The sequence below is a fragment of the Sphingomonas sp. genome, assembly GCF_030145815.1.
In the GTDB taxonomy this organism is placed as follows: domain Bacteria; phylum Pseudomonadota; class Alphaproteobacteria; order Sphingomonadales; family Sphingomonadaceae; genus Sphingomonas.
In genome coordinates, this window is record NZ_JAIXHL010000004.1 from 23,507 (window position 1) to 39,993 (window position 16,487).

Genomic DNA, 16,487 nt, shown 5'->3' on the forward strand with positions numbered 1-16,487 from the left:
AGCCCGAATACCCTCTAAAACTCGCCCGGCTGCAGCGCGATGCGGCGCGTCCCTCCGGCCTGTTCGATCGCTGCCTTCACATCCGCACGCGCCTTGAGTTCGGGCATCCGCTTGGCAAAGGAATAGACCGGCTCACCCGGCAGCGGCGGGTTATAGTCGCTCCATCGCGCAAGCGTCGCCGCCCGCTGATCGGGGTCATCCAGCGCGGCGATCAGCGATTTCGCTGCCGCATCCATGTCGCCGATGCAGATCAGGACATAGGTCAGCGCCTCGCGATGATCCTTGGCCCGCGCCTCCATGAATGCGCGGTCCTCCGCCAGCGCCGTGGCATTGCCGAGCGCGGCATTGGCGCAGCCGCGCGCCAGCCGCAGCTCCATCGCGCCATAGGGGCTGACCGGGAAATCACCCTCCGCCGCTGCCAGCGTCTTGAGGGTCTCCGCCGGCCGCCCGAAGCGGTTCTGCGAATGCGCGCGATTGATCACCTGGCTGACGTTCGCGATGCCCTCTTCGCCCAGTTTCGCGCCCTCGGCAAAGGCGGCGACGGTCGCGTCATAGTCGCCCAGCATCTCCTGGGTTCGCGCGACGCTGTCCCACCACCAATTGTGCCACTCGTCGGCGTCGTCATAGTCGGACAGCGACTTGCCGCCCGCCCGCGCGCTTTCCAGCAGGGCGAGCGCCTCCTTGGGCCGACCCAGCGCGCGCAGCGACCGCGCGCCATCCGTCAGCGGCTGCAGATATTTCGGGTAGCGCGCCGCTGCAGCCTTGGCCCGTTCCAGATCGCGTTCGACCGCCTTTCGCGCGTCGAAATCGCCGGGTAGAAACGTGCGCAGCCGCCGGTCGAAGCTGATGTCCAGCAGCGTCGCTGCGGACTCGATCTCCCCGACCAACGCCCGCGCGCGCGCCGCGTCGCCCCGGTCGAGCATCAGTCCCGCGAGCGTCTCGCGAAACCCGTCCTTGTCCGCAAGCGGCTCTGCCGGGTCAAAGGCCGGGTCGGTCAGGATGGTCAGCAACTGGAGCTGCAACGCATCCTGCTTCGCCTCGCGCAGCTTCCGGCTGAGCTGATACAGCCAGCGCAGTTCGATCCCGTTCAGCGCCGCGCCGCGCCCCTGGCTCATCGCCACGACCGTCGCCGTCGCGGCGGCATGATCCTCCATGTCCAGCTCAAGACCGAAGCGCAGCCGCCACAGATCGTCGCTTGCCGCATCGATCGCAGTGCCCGCTACCGTCGCCGCCCGCGCCTCCGCGATCCGCCCGCCGCGCATCTCGCACATTGCGGCGAGATGATAGCCCAGCGCCGCGAGTTCGCCGGGCAGTTCGGCGATTGCCTTGGCCTTCAGCGTCGGCCGCAGCAGCTTGAGCGCGGTGGGGCAATCGTCCTTCCGCGCCGCCTCATACGCCTTTTGCAACTGCGCGCGCGTCTTCGCTTCGTCCGCGCTGGCCGATGGCGTCCCCGCCAGGATCGTCGCACCGGCCAATACCGCTGCCACCCATATCTTCATGATTTCCCCCCGATTTCGCGCCAGTCTAACCCGCGCGCATGGGAGCGAAAGCGAAATCGTCGCGGCGTCACACCGTCCAGATCAGCACATTGCCGACCAGCACCACCGCGCACACGATCATCAGCACGCCCTTGGTCCGGTCCCCCTTGCGGATCATCGTCACCCCGCCCCACACCAGCACCACCGCCGCGATCAGCAGCAGCGAGAGGGTCATGTTGGCGGCGGTCGACAATTCGGGGCGCATCCCACCCTCCTGCCGCGCTTTCCCGCGCCCGTCGAGTCGCAGCGCGGTTAATGCGATTGACTCGCAACACACCCCCTGCCAAGGGCGCTGAAAGTTTAGCCTTTCACCGCCCTAGCCAGAAAAGGTTGCGCCGCGCACCGCTGGCCTTTAGCCGAGCCGCCAATGTCCGACCGTAACGCCATCCCCCTCGCCCCGTCCGCCGCGCTGACCGTGGAGACCGTGCTCAGCGTCCGTCACTGGAACGAGCATCTGTTCAGCTTCACCATCACGCGCCCGCAAAGCTTCCGCTTCCGCTCGGGCGAATTCGTGATGCTCGGCCTGCCGGGCGAAGGCCGCCCGCTGCTGCGCGCCTATTCGATCGCCAGCCCCGCCTGGGCCGAAGAGCTCGAATTCCTCTCGATCAAGGTGCCCGACGGCCCGCTGACGTCAAAGCTTCAGCTGATTCAGCCGGGCGATCAGCTGTTCCTGGGCCGCAAGCCGACCGGCACGCTCGTCACCGACGCGCTGCTGCCCGGCAAGCGCCTGTTCTTCCTCTCGACCGGCACCGGCCTCGCCCCGTTCTTGAGCCTCGCGCGCGATCCCGACGTGTATGAGATGTTCGATCAGGTCCAGCTGGTCCACTCGGTCCGCCGCGTCAGCGACCTCGCCTTCCGCGAGGAGCTGGAGGCCCAGCTCGCCGGCGATCCGCTGGTGCAGGATCAAGCGCTGGTGCAGTTCAGCTACTTGCCCACCGTCACGCGTGAGCCGTTCCCGACAAACCAGCGCATCGGCACACTGATCGAAAACGGCGCGCTGTTCACGGGCCCCAACATGGCGGGCGAAAAGCGCCTCGACCCCGAAACCGACCGCATCATGCTCTGCGGCAGCATGGAGATGATCAAGGATCTCTCCGCGATGCTCGACGGCATGCGCTTCGAGGAAGGCTCCAACAGCAAGCCCGGCCACTACGTCATCGAACGCGCCTTCGTCGGCTGACCGGTCCGTCGCCCCGGCGCAGGCCGGGGCCGCCAGCGGCGCATTCCCTAATTGCCCCCGCCGCGATGGTAACGCTATCACCTCTCCGACACACAATCGGAGAGGACGGCGATGCCCCACACCCCCATCTCACGCCGCGGCTTTATCGAAGCCACCGGCGCCCTCGCCGCCACGCTGACCACCACCGCCAGCGCCACAACCCCGTTCCCCCGACCCCAGCTCAAGGGCCTCCCCCTGCCCGGCGGCGTCCGCCTCCCCGCCACGCCGCCCCGCCGCAAGCGTGAGGACAGCGTCGGCATCGCGATCGTCGGGCTCGGCGGCTACGCCCTCAGCCAGATTATGCCGCGCGTCGACCAGGCCGAGCGCATGCACATCAGCGCGCTCGTCTCCGGCAACCCCGCCAAGCTGGCCCAGGTCGGCGACGCCTATGGCGTCCCGGCCGACGCGCGCTACTCCTACGCGCAGTTCGACAAGATCGCCGCCGACGACCGGACGCAGGCGGTCTACGTCATCCTGCCCACTGCCTTCCACGCCGACTTCACGATCCGCGCCTTCGCGGCCGGCAAGCACGTCCTGTGCGAAAAGCCGATGGCGCTTTCCAGCGCCGAATGCGAAGCGATGATCGCCGCCGGTCGCCGCGCCAACCGCAGGCTGATGATCGCCTATCGCTGCCATTTCGAGCCGTACAATGTCGAAGCGATGCGGCTGATGCGCGAGCGCGCGGTCGGCGCCATCCGCCTGATCCGTACCGAACAATCCTATCGCGCGGGGCCCACCACCCCGGCCCAGAACTGGCGTTTCAACCGCGCGCTCGTCGGGGGCGGCCCGCTCGAGGATTACGGCCTCTACGGCCTGCAATCCGCGCTCTACCTCAGCGGCGAGATGCCCGACAGCATCAGCGCCTCGACTTTTCAGCCCAGCGGCGACCCGCGCTTCACCGAAATCTTCGCCCATGTCGCGTCGCAACTGACCTTCCCCTCGGGCGCGGTCGCCCAGCTCGCCACGTCCTACGACGCGGCCGGAGCCAATCTCGCCCAGGTGCGCGGCACGCACGGCACCCTCATCATGGACCCCGCCACCGGCTATGCCGGGCAAAGGATGCGGATCGAAGGGCAGAACGCCCGCGACCTCACCCCCGGCGACCCGACCACCCAGTTCGCCGGCCAGCTCAACCATTTCGCCAATGCCATCCGCGACAACACCCCCATTGTCACCGGCGGCGAGATGGGCCTGCGCGACATGCGGCTGATCGAGGCGATCTACGCCTCGGCACGCACCGGGCGGACGGTGAAGCTGATGCCGGATGGGCGGATGCGGGGGTGAAGCTCGGAATGCTTTACACAGTCCGGACCGTGCCGCCGTCGATGATAAACTCCGCGCCATGGATCGCGGCCGCCCGGTCGGAGGCGAGATAGGCGATCAGGTCGGCAACCTCATGCGGTTCGGCGCCACGCCCGATCGGTATCCCGCCCAGCCCATCGAGCACGCGCTGGCGCGCCTCCTCGACCGTCCCACCATGCGCTGCCTGCAGCCGTTCGAGAAAGTCGGCGGAGGATTCGGTCATGATCCAGCCGGGTGACACGGCATTGACCCGCACCCCCTTCGGACCCAGTTCCTTGGACAGTGCCTTGCTATAGGTCCGCAGCGCCGCCTTGGCAGCCGCATAGGCGGTCGTTGATTCCGGCAACGGCAGGATCGCCTGGATCGACGTGACATGCACCACCGCTCCGGCACCCCGATCGATCATCTGCGGCACGAGCAGCCGATCGAGCCGCACCGTCGCCATCAGGTTCAAATTCAGCTCGGCAAGCCAATGCCCATCGGTGAGCGCGGCGAAGCCACCGCCGGGAGAGGACGACCCACCGATCACATGTGCGAGGATGTCGATCCCGCCCATCTGGTCGCGCGCTGCCCTCGCGAGCGCTTCGCCGCCCTCCGGCGTGGTCAGGTCGGCCTGAATAAAGATAACCCCGTCGACCGGCTCCATCTCACCCCGCGCGGCGGTGATGACCTGCGCACCGCCGGCCCGAAAACGATCGACCGTCGCGCGGCCAAGGCCCTTGGTGCCGCCGCTGACGAGCACCCGCTTGCCAACAAACTCGGCCGGATCCGCCTTGATGCTCATGCGGTGATCTCCACGGCCTTGATCGCGTCTTGGGTCAGCGCGAAACGATAGGTGAAACGGATCGGGCTGCCCCTGAAATCGCCACGCACTGGCCCTTCGACCACCACCCGGTCCCCCTCATGGCGGACGGCATCGGGGACAAATATCGCTTTCACCGGAACGACCTCTTGCTCGAACAGGGTGCGGATCGCTTCTCGTCCTTCAAAGCGCTTTCCAATGTCGATGATGACCGCGTCTGCGGCGAATGGCAGGATCATTCCCTCCACATCCAGACGGGCGTTCGCCGCGAGATAGTCGGCGATGGGTTTGGGCAGTTCGATCGGCATTGCTCGGCTCCTTGACGGGACGGTGCCGATCTAGCGATAAGGATCATCCCAGATAATCGCATGAAAGTGGCATGCGGAATTTCGAAAAGCTGGATAATGTCAAAGCATGGCCTGGTTGAGTTCGATGCGGTTCTTGCCATTGCGCGGCTTGGGTCGTTCCGCGCAGCAGCGCTGGAGCTTGGCCTGTCGACCACGGCGTTGAGTAACCTGATCGGCAAGCTGGAGCGCGGCCTTGGCATCCGCCTGTTCAACCGCACGACGCGCAGCGTGTCGCTCACCGACGCAGGGCAGGGCTTCGTCAATCAGATCGGGCCAGCCATACGGACGCTGCACGACGCGCTGGAAGCGGCGCGCGCACACCAGGAAACGCCGTCTGGCACCTTGCGGATCAACGCCTTTGCGACCGGCGCGCGGGAAATCCTGCAACCGCTCCTGCTCGATTTTCTGCGGCGCTATCCTCAGGTCCATATCGATCTGGTGACCGAGGGCCGCATCGTGGACATCGTGGAGGCCGGCTTCGACCTGGGCCTGCGCAGCGCCGATCTGGTGCCGACCGACATGATCGCCGTCCCGGTTGGCCCTCCCCGCAGCTTCGCCGTTGTCGCGACTCCGGCCTATTTCGACGCGCATGGTGAACCACGTGTCCCACCCGACCTGCTGCACCACGCATGCCTGCGCATCCGCCTGCCGAACGGCGCCCTCCATCGCTGGCAGTTCGAGAAGGACGGCCAGCCCGTTCAGATCGACGTTCAAGGCCCGATCACATTGGACGAAGCGAGCCTCACGCGGAGCGCGGTGCTGGATCATGTCGGCATCGGCTATTTCATGGAATCGGACGTGCGGGCGGACATCCAAGCCGGCCGGCTGCGTCGCGTTCTGGAAGGCTGGACACCGCCGCTGGCGCCCTTGTGTCTTTACTATCCCAGCAGGCGCAACCATTCGGCGGCCTTCAAGGCATTGATCGATATGGCGCGTGGCCCGACGGATCGAACTGCGCTCGTCCGGTCCAGTCCGTCCCCTTCCAATGTTGGAAATTCCCTGATCTAAACTGATCGGTGAACCCCAACTCGCTGCCTCCCCTTCGCAAAACGCCCGCGCCTGACACGCGCCGCCCAGATGTCGCATCCCGGTTGCGCACTTGTCGCCCCCGCGTCGCGCAGGTGTCGTGTCAGCGTCGCGTCGCAGCTGTCTGCCAGCCGCAGACCCGTCCACTCGGCTCCAAACCCCGCATTTTTCGTCCGCTTCGTCCGGACACTCTCGCAGCGCCGTCAATCGTCCCCGCTCAGCACTCCGGCATAGGCCGCCGGATCGGCATTGCCGCCGCTCAGCACCACCAGCAGGTCGGGCCGCGCCTCGACCTTACCAGCGAGCAGCGCGGCGAGCGCCACGGACCCGCCCGGCTCGATCACCAGCCGCAACTTCCGCGCCGCCCAGCGCTGCGCCGCCCGCACCTCCGCCTCGGTCACCCGCACCCCGGTCGCCCCGCGCCGCGACAGCACGTCGAACGTCAGCGGCGAGACGCGCAGCGTCTGCAGCGAATCGCAGGCCGTCGGCGGCGGATTGTCGCAAACCGGCTCGATCCACCCCGCCTCCAGGCTGCGGCACATATCGTCCCAGCCTTCCGGTTCGACCACCGTCACCTGCGCATCGGGCAGCGCCAGCGCGACCCCGGCGGCCAGCCCGCCACCGCCGCACGGCAGTACGACCATCGCAGGATCGGGCAGCTTCATCTCGGCCGCCTGCGTCAGGACCTCGATCCCCAGGCTCCCCTGCCCCTCGATCACCCAGGGGTCGTCGAACGGCGGAACCAGCGTGGCGCCACGGGCATGGGCGAGATGCGCGGCGATCTTGTCGCGATTTTCGGTCATCCGGTCATAGCTGACTACTTCGGCGCCCAGCGCCAGCGTCGCCTCCCGCTTCAGCGCCGGGGCGTCGCTGGGCATCACGATCACCGCCGGCACCCCGAGTCGCTTCGCCGCCCAGGCCACGCCCTGCGCATGGTTGCCGGACGAGAATCCGACCACACCCTTGGCCCTTACATCGGGGTCCAGTGCCGTGAGCCGGTGCCAGGCACCGCGGATCTTGAACGCGCCGATCGGCTGCAGCGATTCGGCCTTGAACATCACCGGCACGCCGCGGATTTCCGCCACGAACAAGGGAGTTGGCGGCAGGATCGCCGCAATCTTTGCCGCTGCGTCCCGCACGCCGGCCCGGGTAGGCTGTCGCAATATCGTCACATCTCACCCCACCACGCTCAAATGGGTCCAAAACTACTTTACAGGGGGGACCCCCGACCCTAAATGCCCCCTTCCGCTGCCCCATGGGACTTCCAACCGCAAGGCAGCTTTAACCGTACGGCGCAAGCCACTTGGAGGTCCCTTGAGTTGCACAAGCATCATAGCGCGCTCGGGCTAGCGAAAGCCCTTCGTCCCGTCGAGCCGGTAACGCTCGTTCGTCCGCACGCTGCAAAGCGCGCCGCCCGCTTCTTTGTCGAGAAGTTTCCGGGAACGGTGCTCTATGCCGTCAAGGCGAACCCCTCCCCCGAATTGCTCCAGATCCTCTGGGACAGCGGTGTGACGCATTATGACGTCGCGTCGATCGGCGAAGTGCGCATGGCGCGCCGCGCCCTGCCCAAGGCGACCCTGTGCTTCATGCACCCGGTCAAGGCCGAGGAAGCGATCGAGGAAGCCTATTTCGTTCACGGCGTCCAAACCTTCAGCCTCGACACGATGGACGAGCTGGAAAAGATCGTGCGTGCCACCCGTGGTGCGACCGACCTCAACCTGTGCGTCCGCATCCGCGTGTCGTCCGATCACTCGAAGCTGAGCCTGGCGGCGAAGTTCGGTGCGGAGCCCGAGGATGTGGCCGACCTGCTGGTCGCGACCCGCCAGGCCGCCGACGCACTGGGCATCTGCTTCCATGTCGGTTCACAGGCGATGACCCCCACCGCCTATGCCGAAGCGATGGAGCGCGTCCGCGCGGCGATCGTCGCTTCGTCGGTCACGGTCGACATCGTCGATGTCGGCGGCGGCTTCCCGTCGACCTATCCGGGCATGGAGCCGCCCCCGCTCGAAACCTATTTCGGCGTGATCCACAACGCGTTCGAGAATCTGCCGATCTCGTACAGCGCCGAACTGTGGTGCGAACCCGGCCGTGCGCTGTGCGCCGAATATAGCTCGCTGATCGTGCGCGTCGAAAAGCGCCGTGGCGACGAGCTGTATATCAACGACGGTGCCTATGGTGCGCTGTTCGACGCGGCGCATGTCGGCTGGCGTTTCCCGGTTCGCGTCCTGCGGGACGACGCCGATGAAGCGACCGAGATGACCGAATACAGCTTCTATGGCCCGACCTGTGACGATCTCGATCACATGGCCGGCCCGTTCGATCTGCCCTCGGACATCATCGCTGGGGACTATATCGAGGTGGGCATGCTCGGCGCCTATGGCTCGGCCATGCGCACCGCTTTCAACGGCTTCGGCGAGGACAGCGTTCACACGGTCACCGACGAACCAATGGCGACGCTCTATTCGGGCATCGCGATCGAGCGCCCGACCAACGTCGTCAGCCTCGACCAGTTCAAGCGCCGCGCGCGTCGCTGAACGGATATGAAAAGGGCCGCCATCCTAAAGGAGGGCGGCCCATTTTCCTGATTACTTCCGCGCCTTCCGCGCCGCATAGCGCGCATCACGCGCCGCCTTCATCTCGGCCGCACTCGGCGGCTTGAGCCGCGCTTCCTTGAGCGCTGCAGCAGCCTCGGCGGCCGCCCGTTCCTCGGCCTGACGCTCGGCCTCAGCCTGCTTCTTCGCAAGCTTCTCCGCCTTCGCTGCAGCCAGCGCCTCCGCCTTCGCCGCACGCTGCTCGGCCAACGCCTGGTCGCGCGCTTCCTGCGCCTTGCGCCGCGCTTCCAGCTCTGCCGGATCTACCGCCGGCTTGGCGCGCAGTAGTTCAAGCGCCTTTTGCTTTGCCTTGGCGGCGGCGGCGGTGCGATCCTGAAATGAGGGTTCTTTGTAAGACATTGTACGTTCCAATAAACTAACGCGCACCCAAACGCACGCGATCGGGTCGCGTGCCGGGTGCGGCGCAATAGGTGTCGCCGGGGACACGCGGTCACTGCGCACCCCGGTCAATCGATCAGCGCTCGGCAGGTTCCCCGCCGCAGCGCGCGGCTTCAGCTCTGCCCGTCGAGAATGGCCTCGATCGCTGCAGTCACTTCTGCGATGTCAGCCATACCATCGACGCGCTGCACCAGTCCGCGCGCTTCGTAGATCGGCAGGATCGGCGTGGTCTTCGCGCGATATTCGGCCATGCGCGTGCGCACGGTATCTTCATTATCGTCGGGCCTGCGCTTGAACTCGGTGCTCCCGCACACGTCGCACACGCCCGCCACCGCCGGCTGCTTGAAGCTGTCATGATAGCCCGCACCGCAATTGGCGCAGGTGAAGCGGCCGGTAATGCGTTCGACCAGCGCGTCCTCGTCGACGACCAGCTCAATCACATGATCGAGGCTGCGGCCACGCTCGGCCAGCAGGGTGTCGAGCGACTCCGCCTGTGCCGCGGTCCGGGGGTAGCCATCGAAGATCGCGCCCTTGTCGCCCAGCGCATCCAGGCTCTCGCCGATGATGCCGCTGACGATCGCGTCGGAAACGAGCTCGCCCGCTTCCATCACCGCCTTCGCCTGCAGCCCGACCGGCGTCCCCGCCTTGACCGCCGCGCGCAGCATGTCGCCGGTCGACAGCTGCACCATGCCGCGCTCGCTCTCGAGCCGCGACGCCTGGGTCCCCTTGCCTGCGCCCGGAGGCCCCAACAGGATGATGTTCAACTGGCTTCCCCTTCCATGCCCCTGCTTAACGCAGGCGGCCGCCTTTCAGCTTCGCCTTCTTGATCAGGTCGCCATACTGGTGTGCCAGCAGGTGCGACTGGATCTGCGTGACCGTGTCCATCGTCACGTTCACGACGATGAGCAGGCTGGTCCCGCCGAGATAGAAGGGGATCGCGAGCGCCGACACAAGATATTCCGGCAACAGGCAGATGACGGTCAGGTACGCCGCACCAATCACGGTAATGCGTGTCAGCACATAATCGAAATAGGCCTCGGTATTCTTACCCGGACGGATGCCGGGGATGAAGCCGCCATATTTCTTGAGATTCTCCGCCGTCTCCTCCGGGTTGAACACGACCGCGGTGTAGAAGAACGAGAAGAAGATGATGCCGGCACCATAGAGCAGCATATAGACCAGGCTGCCATGCTGCAGATACTGGTTCAGCGTGATGATCAGGTCACCGCTCCAGCTCTGGCCGGCCTGAGCCTGACCAGCAAACTGGCTGATCGTCAGCGGCATCAGCAACAGCGAGCTGGCGAAGATCGGCGGGATCACGCCCGCGGTGTTGATCTTGAGCGGCAGATGGCTGCGTTCGCTCTGAACGCCGCGCTGGGTCTGGCGCTTGGGATACTGAATCAGGATCCGGCGCTGCGCCCGCTCCATGAAGCAGATGAACAGGATCAGGCCCGCCACCGCCGCCAGAATCGCCACCAGCGTCACCGGGTTCATCGAGCCCGAGCGGCCGCCCTCGAACAGCTGCACCAGCGTCGTCGGCAGATGCGCGACGATGCCGGCCATGATGATCAGCGAAATGCCGTTGCCGACGCCGCGGCTGGTGATCTGCTCACCCAGCCACATCAGGAACATGGTACCGCCGATCAGCGAGATGACGGCCGCGATGCGGAACAACATGCCCGGTTCGACCACCGGGGCAAGCCCCTGGCTCGCGCCCAGCGTCTCAAGACCCACGGCGATGAAATAGCCCTGGATCGCGGTCAGCGCGACGGTGCCGTAGCGGGTGTACTGGTTCAGCCGCTTGCGCCCGCTCTCACCATCCTTCTTGATCGCGGCGAGCGTCGGCGACAGCGAGGTCGCGAGCTGCACCACGATCGACGCAGTGATGTAGGGCATCACGCCCAGCGCGATCACCGACATGCGCTCCAGCGCGCCGCCCGAAAAGGTGTTGAAGAAGTCGAGCACGCCGCCCTGGGTGCGGTCGGCCAGCAGGCCCAGCTGCGTCGGATCGACGCCGGGCAGCGGCACGAAGCTGAGCATCCGGAAGATGATCAACGCGCCGAGTGTGAACCACAGGCGCTTCTTGAGTTCGGTGGCCTGTCCGAACTTGGACAGGTTGAGGCCGGATGCCATTGAATCGGCTGCGGATGCCATTGAAATTCTATCCCGGAAACCAAAGCGGCGGAGAAGCGTTTGCCGCTCCCCCGCCGCCCATATAGGTTACTGTCAGATCAGGGCAATGCGCTTGCCTGCCCGATCCACAGCTAAAGTCAGGCCTTGCCGGCCTTCTTCGCGGCGATTTCCTTCTGCTTCACGCGATGCTTCGCAGCATGCTTGTCAGCAGCGGGGACGATCGTCGGGATGGTGACGGTGCCACCAGCCTTCTCGACCGCCTCGATCGCGCCCTTCGACGCGCCAGCGACGGTGAAGCTCAGCTTCGCCTTCAGTTCGCCCTTGGCGAGCAGACGGACGCCGTTCTTGCCACCACGGGCCAGGCCAACGGCCTGCAGCGTAGCGTGGTCGATTTCGGTCGCGGTCAGCTTGCCGGCGTCGATCAGCTTCTGGATCATGCCCAGATTGACCTCGGCATAGTCCTTGCCGCGCGGATTGTTGAAACCGCGCTTCGGGATGCGCATGTGGAGCGGCATCTGACCGCCCTCGAAGCCGTTGATCGCGACGCCCGAACGTGCCTTGGCACCCTTCTGGCCGCGGCCTGCGGTCTTGCCCTTGCCCGAGCCGATGCCGCGTCCGACGCGCATCCGGCCCTTACGGGCACCCTCATTATCGCGGATATCGTTGAGATTCATGTCGTGCACTCGCTTTCGCTTTAGTCGCGCTGGTTGAATTCCCGGACGGGCCGGGAAAATCGGAAAGGGGGCCGATAGCCCCCTCCCCTCATATTGTCACCTGGAAAAGATGCCGGGGGTTCAGCCCTCGACGACCTCGACCAGATGGGGCAGCTTCCGGATCATGCCGCGAACTTCGGGAGTGTCCTCCAGTTCGCTGACCCGGTGCATCTTGTTGAGGCCCAGACCGATCAGCGTCGCACGCTGATCCTTGGTCCGACGGATCGGCGAACCGATCTGCTTCACCTTGATCGTTGCCATGTCGCTTACTCCACGATCGCCGCGGCATCAGCCTCGGCGGTCTGCGAACCGCCACGGCCGAGCAGATCGGCAATCTTCTTGCCGCGACGCTGGGCCACTGCCTTCGGAGAATACTGGTCGCCCAGTGCCTCGAAGGTCGCGCGGATCATGTTGTAGGGGTTGGACGTCCCGACCGACTTGGTCACCACGTCGGCCACGCCCAGGCTCTCGAACACGGCGCGCATCGGACCGCCGGCGATGATGCCGGTACCGGCAGGCGCCGAACGGACGGTCACCTGACCAGCGCCGAAATGGCCCTTGCCGTCATGGTGCAGCGTCCGGCCCTCGCGCAGCGGCACGCGGACCATCTTCTTCTTGGCAGCGGCAGTCGCCTTCGAAATGGCTTCCGGCACTTCGCGCGCCTTGCCATGACCGAAACCGACCCGGCCCTTGCCGTCGCCGACAACGACCAGAGCTGCAAAGCCGAAGCGCTTGCCGCCCTTCACGGTCTTGCTGACGCGGTTGATGTGGACCAGCTTTTCGATCAGCTCTTCGCCCTGCTCGTCGCGCGGGGTGCGATCGTCGCGACGACCACGACCGTCACGGCCACGACCGCCACCGCCACGATTGTCGCCACCACGGCCACCACGGCCACGACGGTTCTCGGTGCCGGCTTCGGCTGCTGCGCCCTCGACGGGCGTCTGGTTCTGTTCGTCGGCCATCTTAGAACTCCAATCCGCCTTCACGCGCGGCATCCGCCAGCGCCTTGACGCGTCCGTGGAACAGGAACCCGCCACGGTCGAACACGACCTGCGTCACGCCGGCCTGCTTGGCGACTTCCGCGATGCGTGCGCCGACGGCCTTGGCCGCGTCGATGTTGCCACCGTTCGTGCCACGGACATCCTTGTCCAGCGTCGAGGCTGCGGCGAGCGTCTTGCCCTGCGCATCGTCGATAACCTGCACATAGATGTGCTTGCCCGAGCGATGCACCGACAGCCGCGGACGACCGCCCGAGCGCGCGCGCAGCGCGGTACGGTTGCGGCGACGCCGCTTCTCGAAGAGAGAGAGACCCTTGCTCATTACTTCTTCTTCCCTTCCTTGCGGAAGATGAACTCGCCATCGTACTTGATGCCCTTGCCCTTATAGGGTTCAGGCTTACGCCAGCGACGGATTTCCGCGGCAAACTGGCCAACGGCCTGCTTGTCGTTGCCAGAGATCTCGACGGTCGTCTGGTCGGGGGTCTTGACCTCCACACCTTCCGGCACGTCCAGATCGACGTCATGCGAATAGCCGAGCTGCAGCTTCAGCTTGCGGCCCTGTGCGTTCGCACGATAGCCGACGCCGGTGATGAGCAGCTTCTTGGTGAAGCCCTCGGTCACGCCGGTCACCAGGTTCTGGACCAGCGTGCGCTGCATGCCCCAGAACGCCTTGGCGCGCTTGGTGTCGTTGGCGGGCTTCACCGTGATCGTGCCATCGCCCACTTCGTACGCGATGTCGTCAGCGGTCGGCATCGTCAGGGTGCCCTTCGGACCCTTGACGCTGATCTTGCCGCCCTCGACGCTGGCGGTGACGCCGGCGGGAACGGTGATCGGCTTCTTACCGGTGCGGCTCATCAGAACACCTCCGCGAGCACTTCGCCACCGACATTCTGCTCGCGCGCTTCGGCGTCCGACAGAACGCCACGCGGCGTCGAAACGATGGTGATGCCCAGGCCATTGCGCACCTTCGGCAGTTCCTTCGAACCCGAATAGACGCGGCGGCCAGGCTTCGAGACGCGCGCGATCGACTTGATCGCGGGCTGGCCCTCGAAATACTTCAGCTCGATGCGGATGCCGGCCGCAGGGCCCATCTGCTCTTCGCTGTAGCCACGGATATAACCCTCGCGCTGAAGCACGTCGAGGACACGCGCACGCAGCTTGCTTGCCGGCGTCAGGACAGAGTCCTTGCGGGCGCGCTGGCCGTTGCGGATGCGGGTGAGCATATCACCCAGAGGATCGGTCAATGCCATCTTCGTGATCCTTACCAGCTCGACTTCGTGACACCCGGGATCAGGCCCTTGTTGGCCAGATCGCGCAGCATGACACGTGCGAGACGGAACTTGCGGTAATAACCGCGCGGACGACCGGTCAGCTCGCACCGGTTGCGAATGCGGGTCGGGTTCCCGTTGCGGGGAATCTCGGCCATCTTCAGGCGCGCGATCAGACGCTCGGTCTCATCGAGCGACTTGTCGTTGGCCATCGCCTTCAGCTTCGCATAGCGGCCGGCATATTTCTTCACCAGCTTCTTGCGACGCTCGTTCTTGAGCACGGAACTCAGTTTCGCCATGACTTAAGTTCTCTTTCCCTTACGCTGCCTGCTTCGCTTCGCCGTCCGCCTCGATGGGGAACGGGAAACCGAAGAGACGGAGAAGCTCGCGGGCCTCCTCGTCGGTCTTGGCGGTGGTGGTCACGATCACGTCCATGCCGCGCACCTTGTCGATGCGGTCATAGTTGATCTCGGGGAACACGATCTGTTCCTTGATGCCGCAGGCATAGTTGCCACGGCCGTCGAACGACTTGTCCGACAGGCCGCGGAAGTCACGCACACGCGGCAGCGCGATGGTGATGAAGCGGTCGAGGAACTCGTACATCCGCTCGCGGCGCAGCGTCACCTTGCAACCGATCGCCATGCCTTCACGCAGCTTGAACTGCGCGATCGACTTCTTGGCCTTGGTCACGACAGGCTTCTGGCCGGCGATCAGCTCCATTTCGGACGCTGCCTGCTCGACCTTCTTCTTGTCCTGGGTCGCTTCGCCGACGCCCATGTTGAGCACGATCTTCTCGATCTTCGGCACTTCGAGCGCGTTCTTGTAGCCGAACTTTGCGGTCATCGCCTTGGCGATTTCCGAGTCATACTTCGACTTCATGCGCGGGATATAGGTGTCAGCCATCAGATGACCTCCCCGGTCTTGACCGCAACGCGGACCTTCTTGCCGTCACGCTCTTCGAAGCGGACGCGGGTCGCCTTGCCGTCCTTGGTCACATGCGCAACCTTCGACACGTGCAGCGGCGCCTCGGCGCGCTTCAGACCACCCTGCGGGTCGCCCTGGCTCGGCTTGGTGTGACGCACGGCAATGTTCACGCCCGACACGACGACCTTGTCGGCCTTCGGCATCGACTTGACGACTTCACCGGTCTTGCCCTTGTCCTTGCCGGACAGGACGATGACCTGGTCGCCCTTCTTGATCTTGGCAGCAGCCATCACAGCACCTCAGGGGCGAGCGAAATGATCTTCATGAAGCCCTTCGAGCGAAGCTCGCGGACCACCGGGCCAAAGATACGGGTGCCGATCGGCTCCTCGTTCTTGTTGACCAGAACGGCAGCGTTGCCGTCGAAGCGAATGACCGAGCCATCGGCGCGGCGAACGTCCTTGGCAGTGCGGACGATGACGGCACGATGCACGTCACCCTTCTTCACCTTGCCGCGGGGCTGTGCTTCCTTGATGCTGACGACGATGACGTCGCCGACGCCGGCGAAGCGACGCTTCGACCCGCCCAGCACCTTGATGCACTGCACCCGCTTCGCGCCGCTGTTGTCAGCGACGTCGAGATTGGACTGCATCTGGATCATTGATCCGGTTCCTTCTCTCTTGGCCTACCGGGACACGTCCCGGGGGTTCCAGTTGAACTCTTGAGACCCTTGGGGGCCTTAAGCGATGTCGGCCCGCTCGGGGGTCGCGTGGGTGTTCACCCGCTCGATCACCTTCCAGGTCTTCAGCTTGCTGATCGGTGCGGTCTCTTCGATCCGCACGGTCTCGCCAGCCTTGTACTCGTTCGCCTCGTCATGGGCGTGATACTTCTTCGAGCGGCGGATGATCTTGCCGTAGAGCGGGTGCTTGACCTTGCGCTCCACGTTCACGACCACCGTCTTGTCGCCCTTGTCGGACACGATCTGCCCGGTCAGCACGCGCTTCGGCATGGTTCCTGTGTCCTCTTACTTCGCAGCCGAGCGCGAACGCTCGTTCTGCAGCGTCTTGATGCGGGCGATGTCCTTGCGGACTTCCTTCACGCGGCTCGGCTTCTCGAGCTGGCTGGTCGCCGCCTGGAAACGCAGGTTGAATGCCTCGCGCTTCAGGTTGCCCAGCTCCTCGGTCAGCTGATCGTCGCTCTTCGCGCGCAGATCGATTGCCTTGGTCATCT

At 65.3% G+C, this 16,487-nt stretch carries 24 protein-coding genes; 4 read left to right on the forward strand and 20 right to left on the reverse strand.

Features of this window, described 5'->3' with window-relative positions; all coding sequences use genetic code 11:
• Nucleotides 1-14: 14 nt before the first annotated feature.
• Together KYX69_RS04520 and KYX69_RS04525 are read right to left on the reverse strand one after the other, a co-directional pair.
• Nucleotides 15-1,499 carry a hypothetical protein gene (locus tag KYX69_RS04520; protein ID WP_300494271.1) on the reverse strand — a complete coding sequence of 495 codons (1,485 nt, stop codon included), beginning with the start codon at nt 1,497-1,499 and terminating at the stop codon, nt 15-17.
• A gap of 67 nt (nt 1,500-1,566) precedes the next feature.
• Entirely contained in the window at nt 1,567-1,743 is a 177-nt protein-coding gene (locus KYX69_RS04525; protein WP_300494273.1) for a hypothetical protein, read from the reverse strand.
• A 162-nt stretch (nt 1,744-1,905) separates the two neighbouring features.
• Between KYX69_RS04525 and KYX69_RS04530 the strand changes: the two genes are divergently transcribed.
• Entirely contained in the window at nt 1,906-2,718 is an 813-nt protein-coding gene (locus tag KYX69_RS04530; RefSeq protein WP_300494274.1) for a ferredoxin--NADP reductase, read from the forward strand.
• A 111-nt stretch (nt 2,719-2,829) separates the two neighbouring features.
• A complete protein-coding gene (locus tag KYX69_RS04535; protein WP_300494277.1) occupies nt 2,830-4,041 on the forward strand; it encodes a Gfo/Idh/MocA family oxidoreductase in 1,212 nt (403 codons plus the stop codon).
• Between the two features lie 13 nt (nt 4,042-4,054).
• On the opposite strand, the gene KYX69_RS04540 is transcribed toward KYX69_RS04535, so the two are convergent.
• Together KYX69_RS04540 and KYX69_RS04545 are read right to left on the reverse strand one after the other, a co-directional pair.
• A complete protein-coding gene (locus KYX69_RS04540) occupies nt 4,055-4,843 on the reverse strand; it encodes an SDR family oxidoreductase (protein ID WP_300494279.1) in 789 nt (262 codons plus the stop codon).
• On the reverse strand, nt 4,840-5,169 hold the full coding sequence (locus KYX69_RS04545; RefSeq protein ID WP_300494280.1) for a nuclear transport factor 2 family protein: 330 nt from the start codon (nt 5,167-5,169) through the stop codon (nt 4,840-4,842). The genes KYX69_RS04540 and KYX69_RS04545 overlap by 4 nt, the downstream gene beginning before the upstream one ends.
• A gap of 96 nt (nt 5,170-5,265) precedes the next feature.
• Here KYX69_RS04545 and KYX69_RS04550 point away from each other — a divergent pair, with 96 nt between their 5' ends.
• Nucleotides 5,266-6,216, forward strand: a complete 951-nt coding sequence (locus tag KYX69_RS04550; RefSeq protein WP_300494282.1) for a LysR family transcriptional regulator — start codon at nt 5,266-5,268, stop codon at nt 6,214-6,216.
• Between the two features lie 221 nt (nt 6,217-6,437).
• On the opposite strand, the gene KYX69_RS04555 is transcribed toward KYX69_RS04550, so the two are convergent.
• Nucleotides 6,438-7,373: a threonine/serine dehydratase gene (locus KYX69_RS04555; protein ID WP_300494284.1), complete on the reverse strand. Its 936-nt coding sequence runs from the start codon at nt 7,371-7,373 to the stop codon at nt 6,438-6,440.
• Nucleotides 7,374-7,553: 180 nt separating this feature from the next.
• On the opposite strand from KYX69_RS04555, the gene KYX69_RS04560 reads away from it, so the two are divergent.
• Nucleotides 7,554-8,768, forward strand: coding sequence for a type III PLP-dependent enzyme (locus tag KYX69_RS04560; protein WP_300494286.1), 1,215 nt, complete (start codon nt 7,554-7,556; stop codon nt 8,766-8,768).
• 51 nt (nt 8,769-8,819) lie between these two features.
• On the opposite strand, the gene KYX69_RS04565 is transcribed toward KYX69_RS04560, so the two are convergent.
• The 15 genes from KYX69_RS04565 to rpmC all read right to left on the reverse strand — a co-directional run bounded on the left by KYX69_RS04565 (nt 8,820) and on the right by rpmC (nt 16,485).
• Nucleotides 8,820-9,185, reverse strand: a complete 366-nt coding sequence (locus KYX69_RS04565) for a DUF6481 family protein (RefSeq protein ID WP_300494287.1) — start codon at nt 9,183-9,185, stop codon at nt 8,820-8,822.
• A gap of 152 nt (nt 9,186-9,337) precedes the next feature.
• Nucleotides 9,338-9,988, reverse strand: coding sequence for an adenylate kinase (locus tag KYX69_RS04570; RefSeq protein ID WP_300494288.1), 651 nt, complete (start codon nt 9,986-9,988; stop codon nt 9,338-9,340).
• A 25-nt stretch (nt 9,989-10,013) separates the two neighbouring features.
• Nucleotides 10,014-11,378, reverse strand: coding sequence for a preprotein translocase subunit SecY (gene secY, locus KYX69_RS04575; RefSeq protein WP_300494289.1), 1,365 nt, complete (start codon nt 11,376-11,378; stop codon nt 10,014-10,016).
• 116 nt (nt 11,379-11,494) lie between these two features.
• The gene (rplO, locus tag KYX69_RS04580) at nt 11,495-12,031 is read right to left on the reverse strand and encodes a 50S ribosomal protein L15 (protein WP_300494291.1); all 537 of its coding nucleotides are present in this window, start codon (nt 12,029-12,031) and stop codon (nt 11,495-11,497) included.
• 120 nt (nt 12,032-12,151) lie between these two features.
• Nucleotides 12,152-12,331 carry a 50S ribosomal protein L30 gene (gene rpmD / locus KYX69_RS04585; RefSeq protein ID WP_066664442.1) on the reverse strand — a complete coding sequence of 60 codons (180 nt, stop codon included), beginning with the start codon at nt 12,329-12,331 and terminating at the stop codon, nt 12,152-12,154.
• A 5-nt stretch (nt 12,332-12,336) separates the two neighbouring features.
• Nucleotides 12,337-13,032 (reverse strand): 30S ribosomal protein S5, encoded by a 696-nt coding sequence (gene rpsE / locus KYX69_RS04590; RefSeq protein ID WP_300494294.1) that lies wholly within the window; start codon nt 13,030-13,032, stop codon nt 12,337-12,339.
• Nucleotide 13,033: 1 nt separating this feature from the next.
• The gene (gene rplR / locus KYX69_RS04595; RefSeq protein WP_300494296.1) at nt 13,034-13,390 is read right to left on the reverse strand and encodes a 50S ribosomal protein L18; all 357 of its coding nucleotides are present in this window, start codon (nt 13,388-13,390) and stop codon (nt 13,034-13,036) included.
• Complete coding sequence (gene rplF, locus KYX69_RS04600) at nt 13,390-13,923, reverse strand: 50S ribosomal protein L6 (protein ID WP_300494299.1); 534 nt, start codon at nt 13,921-13,923, stop codon at nt 13,390-13,392. The genes rplR and rplF overlap by 1 nt, the downstream gene beginning before the upstream one ends.
• The gene (rpsH, locus tag KYX69_RS04605) at nt 13,923-14,318 is read right to left on the reverse strand and encodes a 30S ribosomal protein S8 (protein ID WP_066664429.1); all 396 of its coding nucleotides are present in this window, start codon (nt 14,316-14,318) and stop codon (nt 13,923-13,925) included. The genes rplF and rpsH overlap by 1 nt, the downstream gene beginning before the upstream one ends.
• Before the next feature lie 11 nt (nt 14,319-14,329).
• The gene (gene rpsN, locus KYX69_RS04610; RefSeq protein ID WP_300494304.1) at nt 14,330-14,635 is read right to left on the reverse strand and encodes a 30S ribosomal protein S14; all 306 of its coding nucleotides are present in this window, start codon (nt 14,633-14,635) and stop codon (nt 14,330-14,332) included.
• A 19-nt stretch (nt 14,636-14,654) separates the two neighbouring features.
• Nucleotides 14,655-15,239 (reverse strand): 50S ribosomal protein L5, encoded by a 585-nt coding sequence (rplE, locus tag KYX69_RS04615; RefSeq protein WP_300494307.1) that lies wholly within the window; start codon nt 15,237-15,239, stop codon nt 14,655-14,657.
• On the reverse strand, nt 15,239-15,550 hold the full coding sequence (rplX, locus tag KYX69_RS04620; RefSeq protein WP_066664426.1) for a 50S ribosomal protein L24: 312 nt from the start codon (nt 15,548-15,550) through the stop codon (nt 15,239-15,241). Before rplX ends, rplE begins: the two co-directional genes overlap by 1 nt.
• Nucleotides 15,550-15,918: a 50S ribosomal protein L14 gene (gene rplN, locus KYX69_RS04625; protein ID WP_066574426.1), complete on the reverse strand. Its 369-nt coding sequence runs from the start codon at nt 15,916-15,918 to the stop codon at nt 15,550-15,552. Before rplN ends, rplX begins: the two co-directional genes overlap by 1 nt.
• 78 nt (nt 15,919-15,996) lie before the next feature.
• A complete protein-coding gene (rpsQ, locus tag KYX69_RS04630; RefSeq protein WP_066574429.1) occupies nt 15,997-16,266 on the reverse strand; it encodes a 30S ribosomal protein S17 in 270 nt (89 codons plus the stop codon).
• 15 nt (nt 16,267-16,281) lie between these two features.
• Nucleotides 16,282-16,485, reverse strand: coding sequence for a 50S ribosomal protein L29 (gene rpmC, locus KYX69_RS04635; protein ID WP_066664425.1), 204 nt, complete (start codon nt 16,483-16,485; stop codon nt 16,282-16,284).
• Nucleotides 16,486-16,487 lie beyond the last annotated feature (2 nt).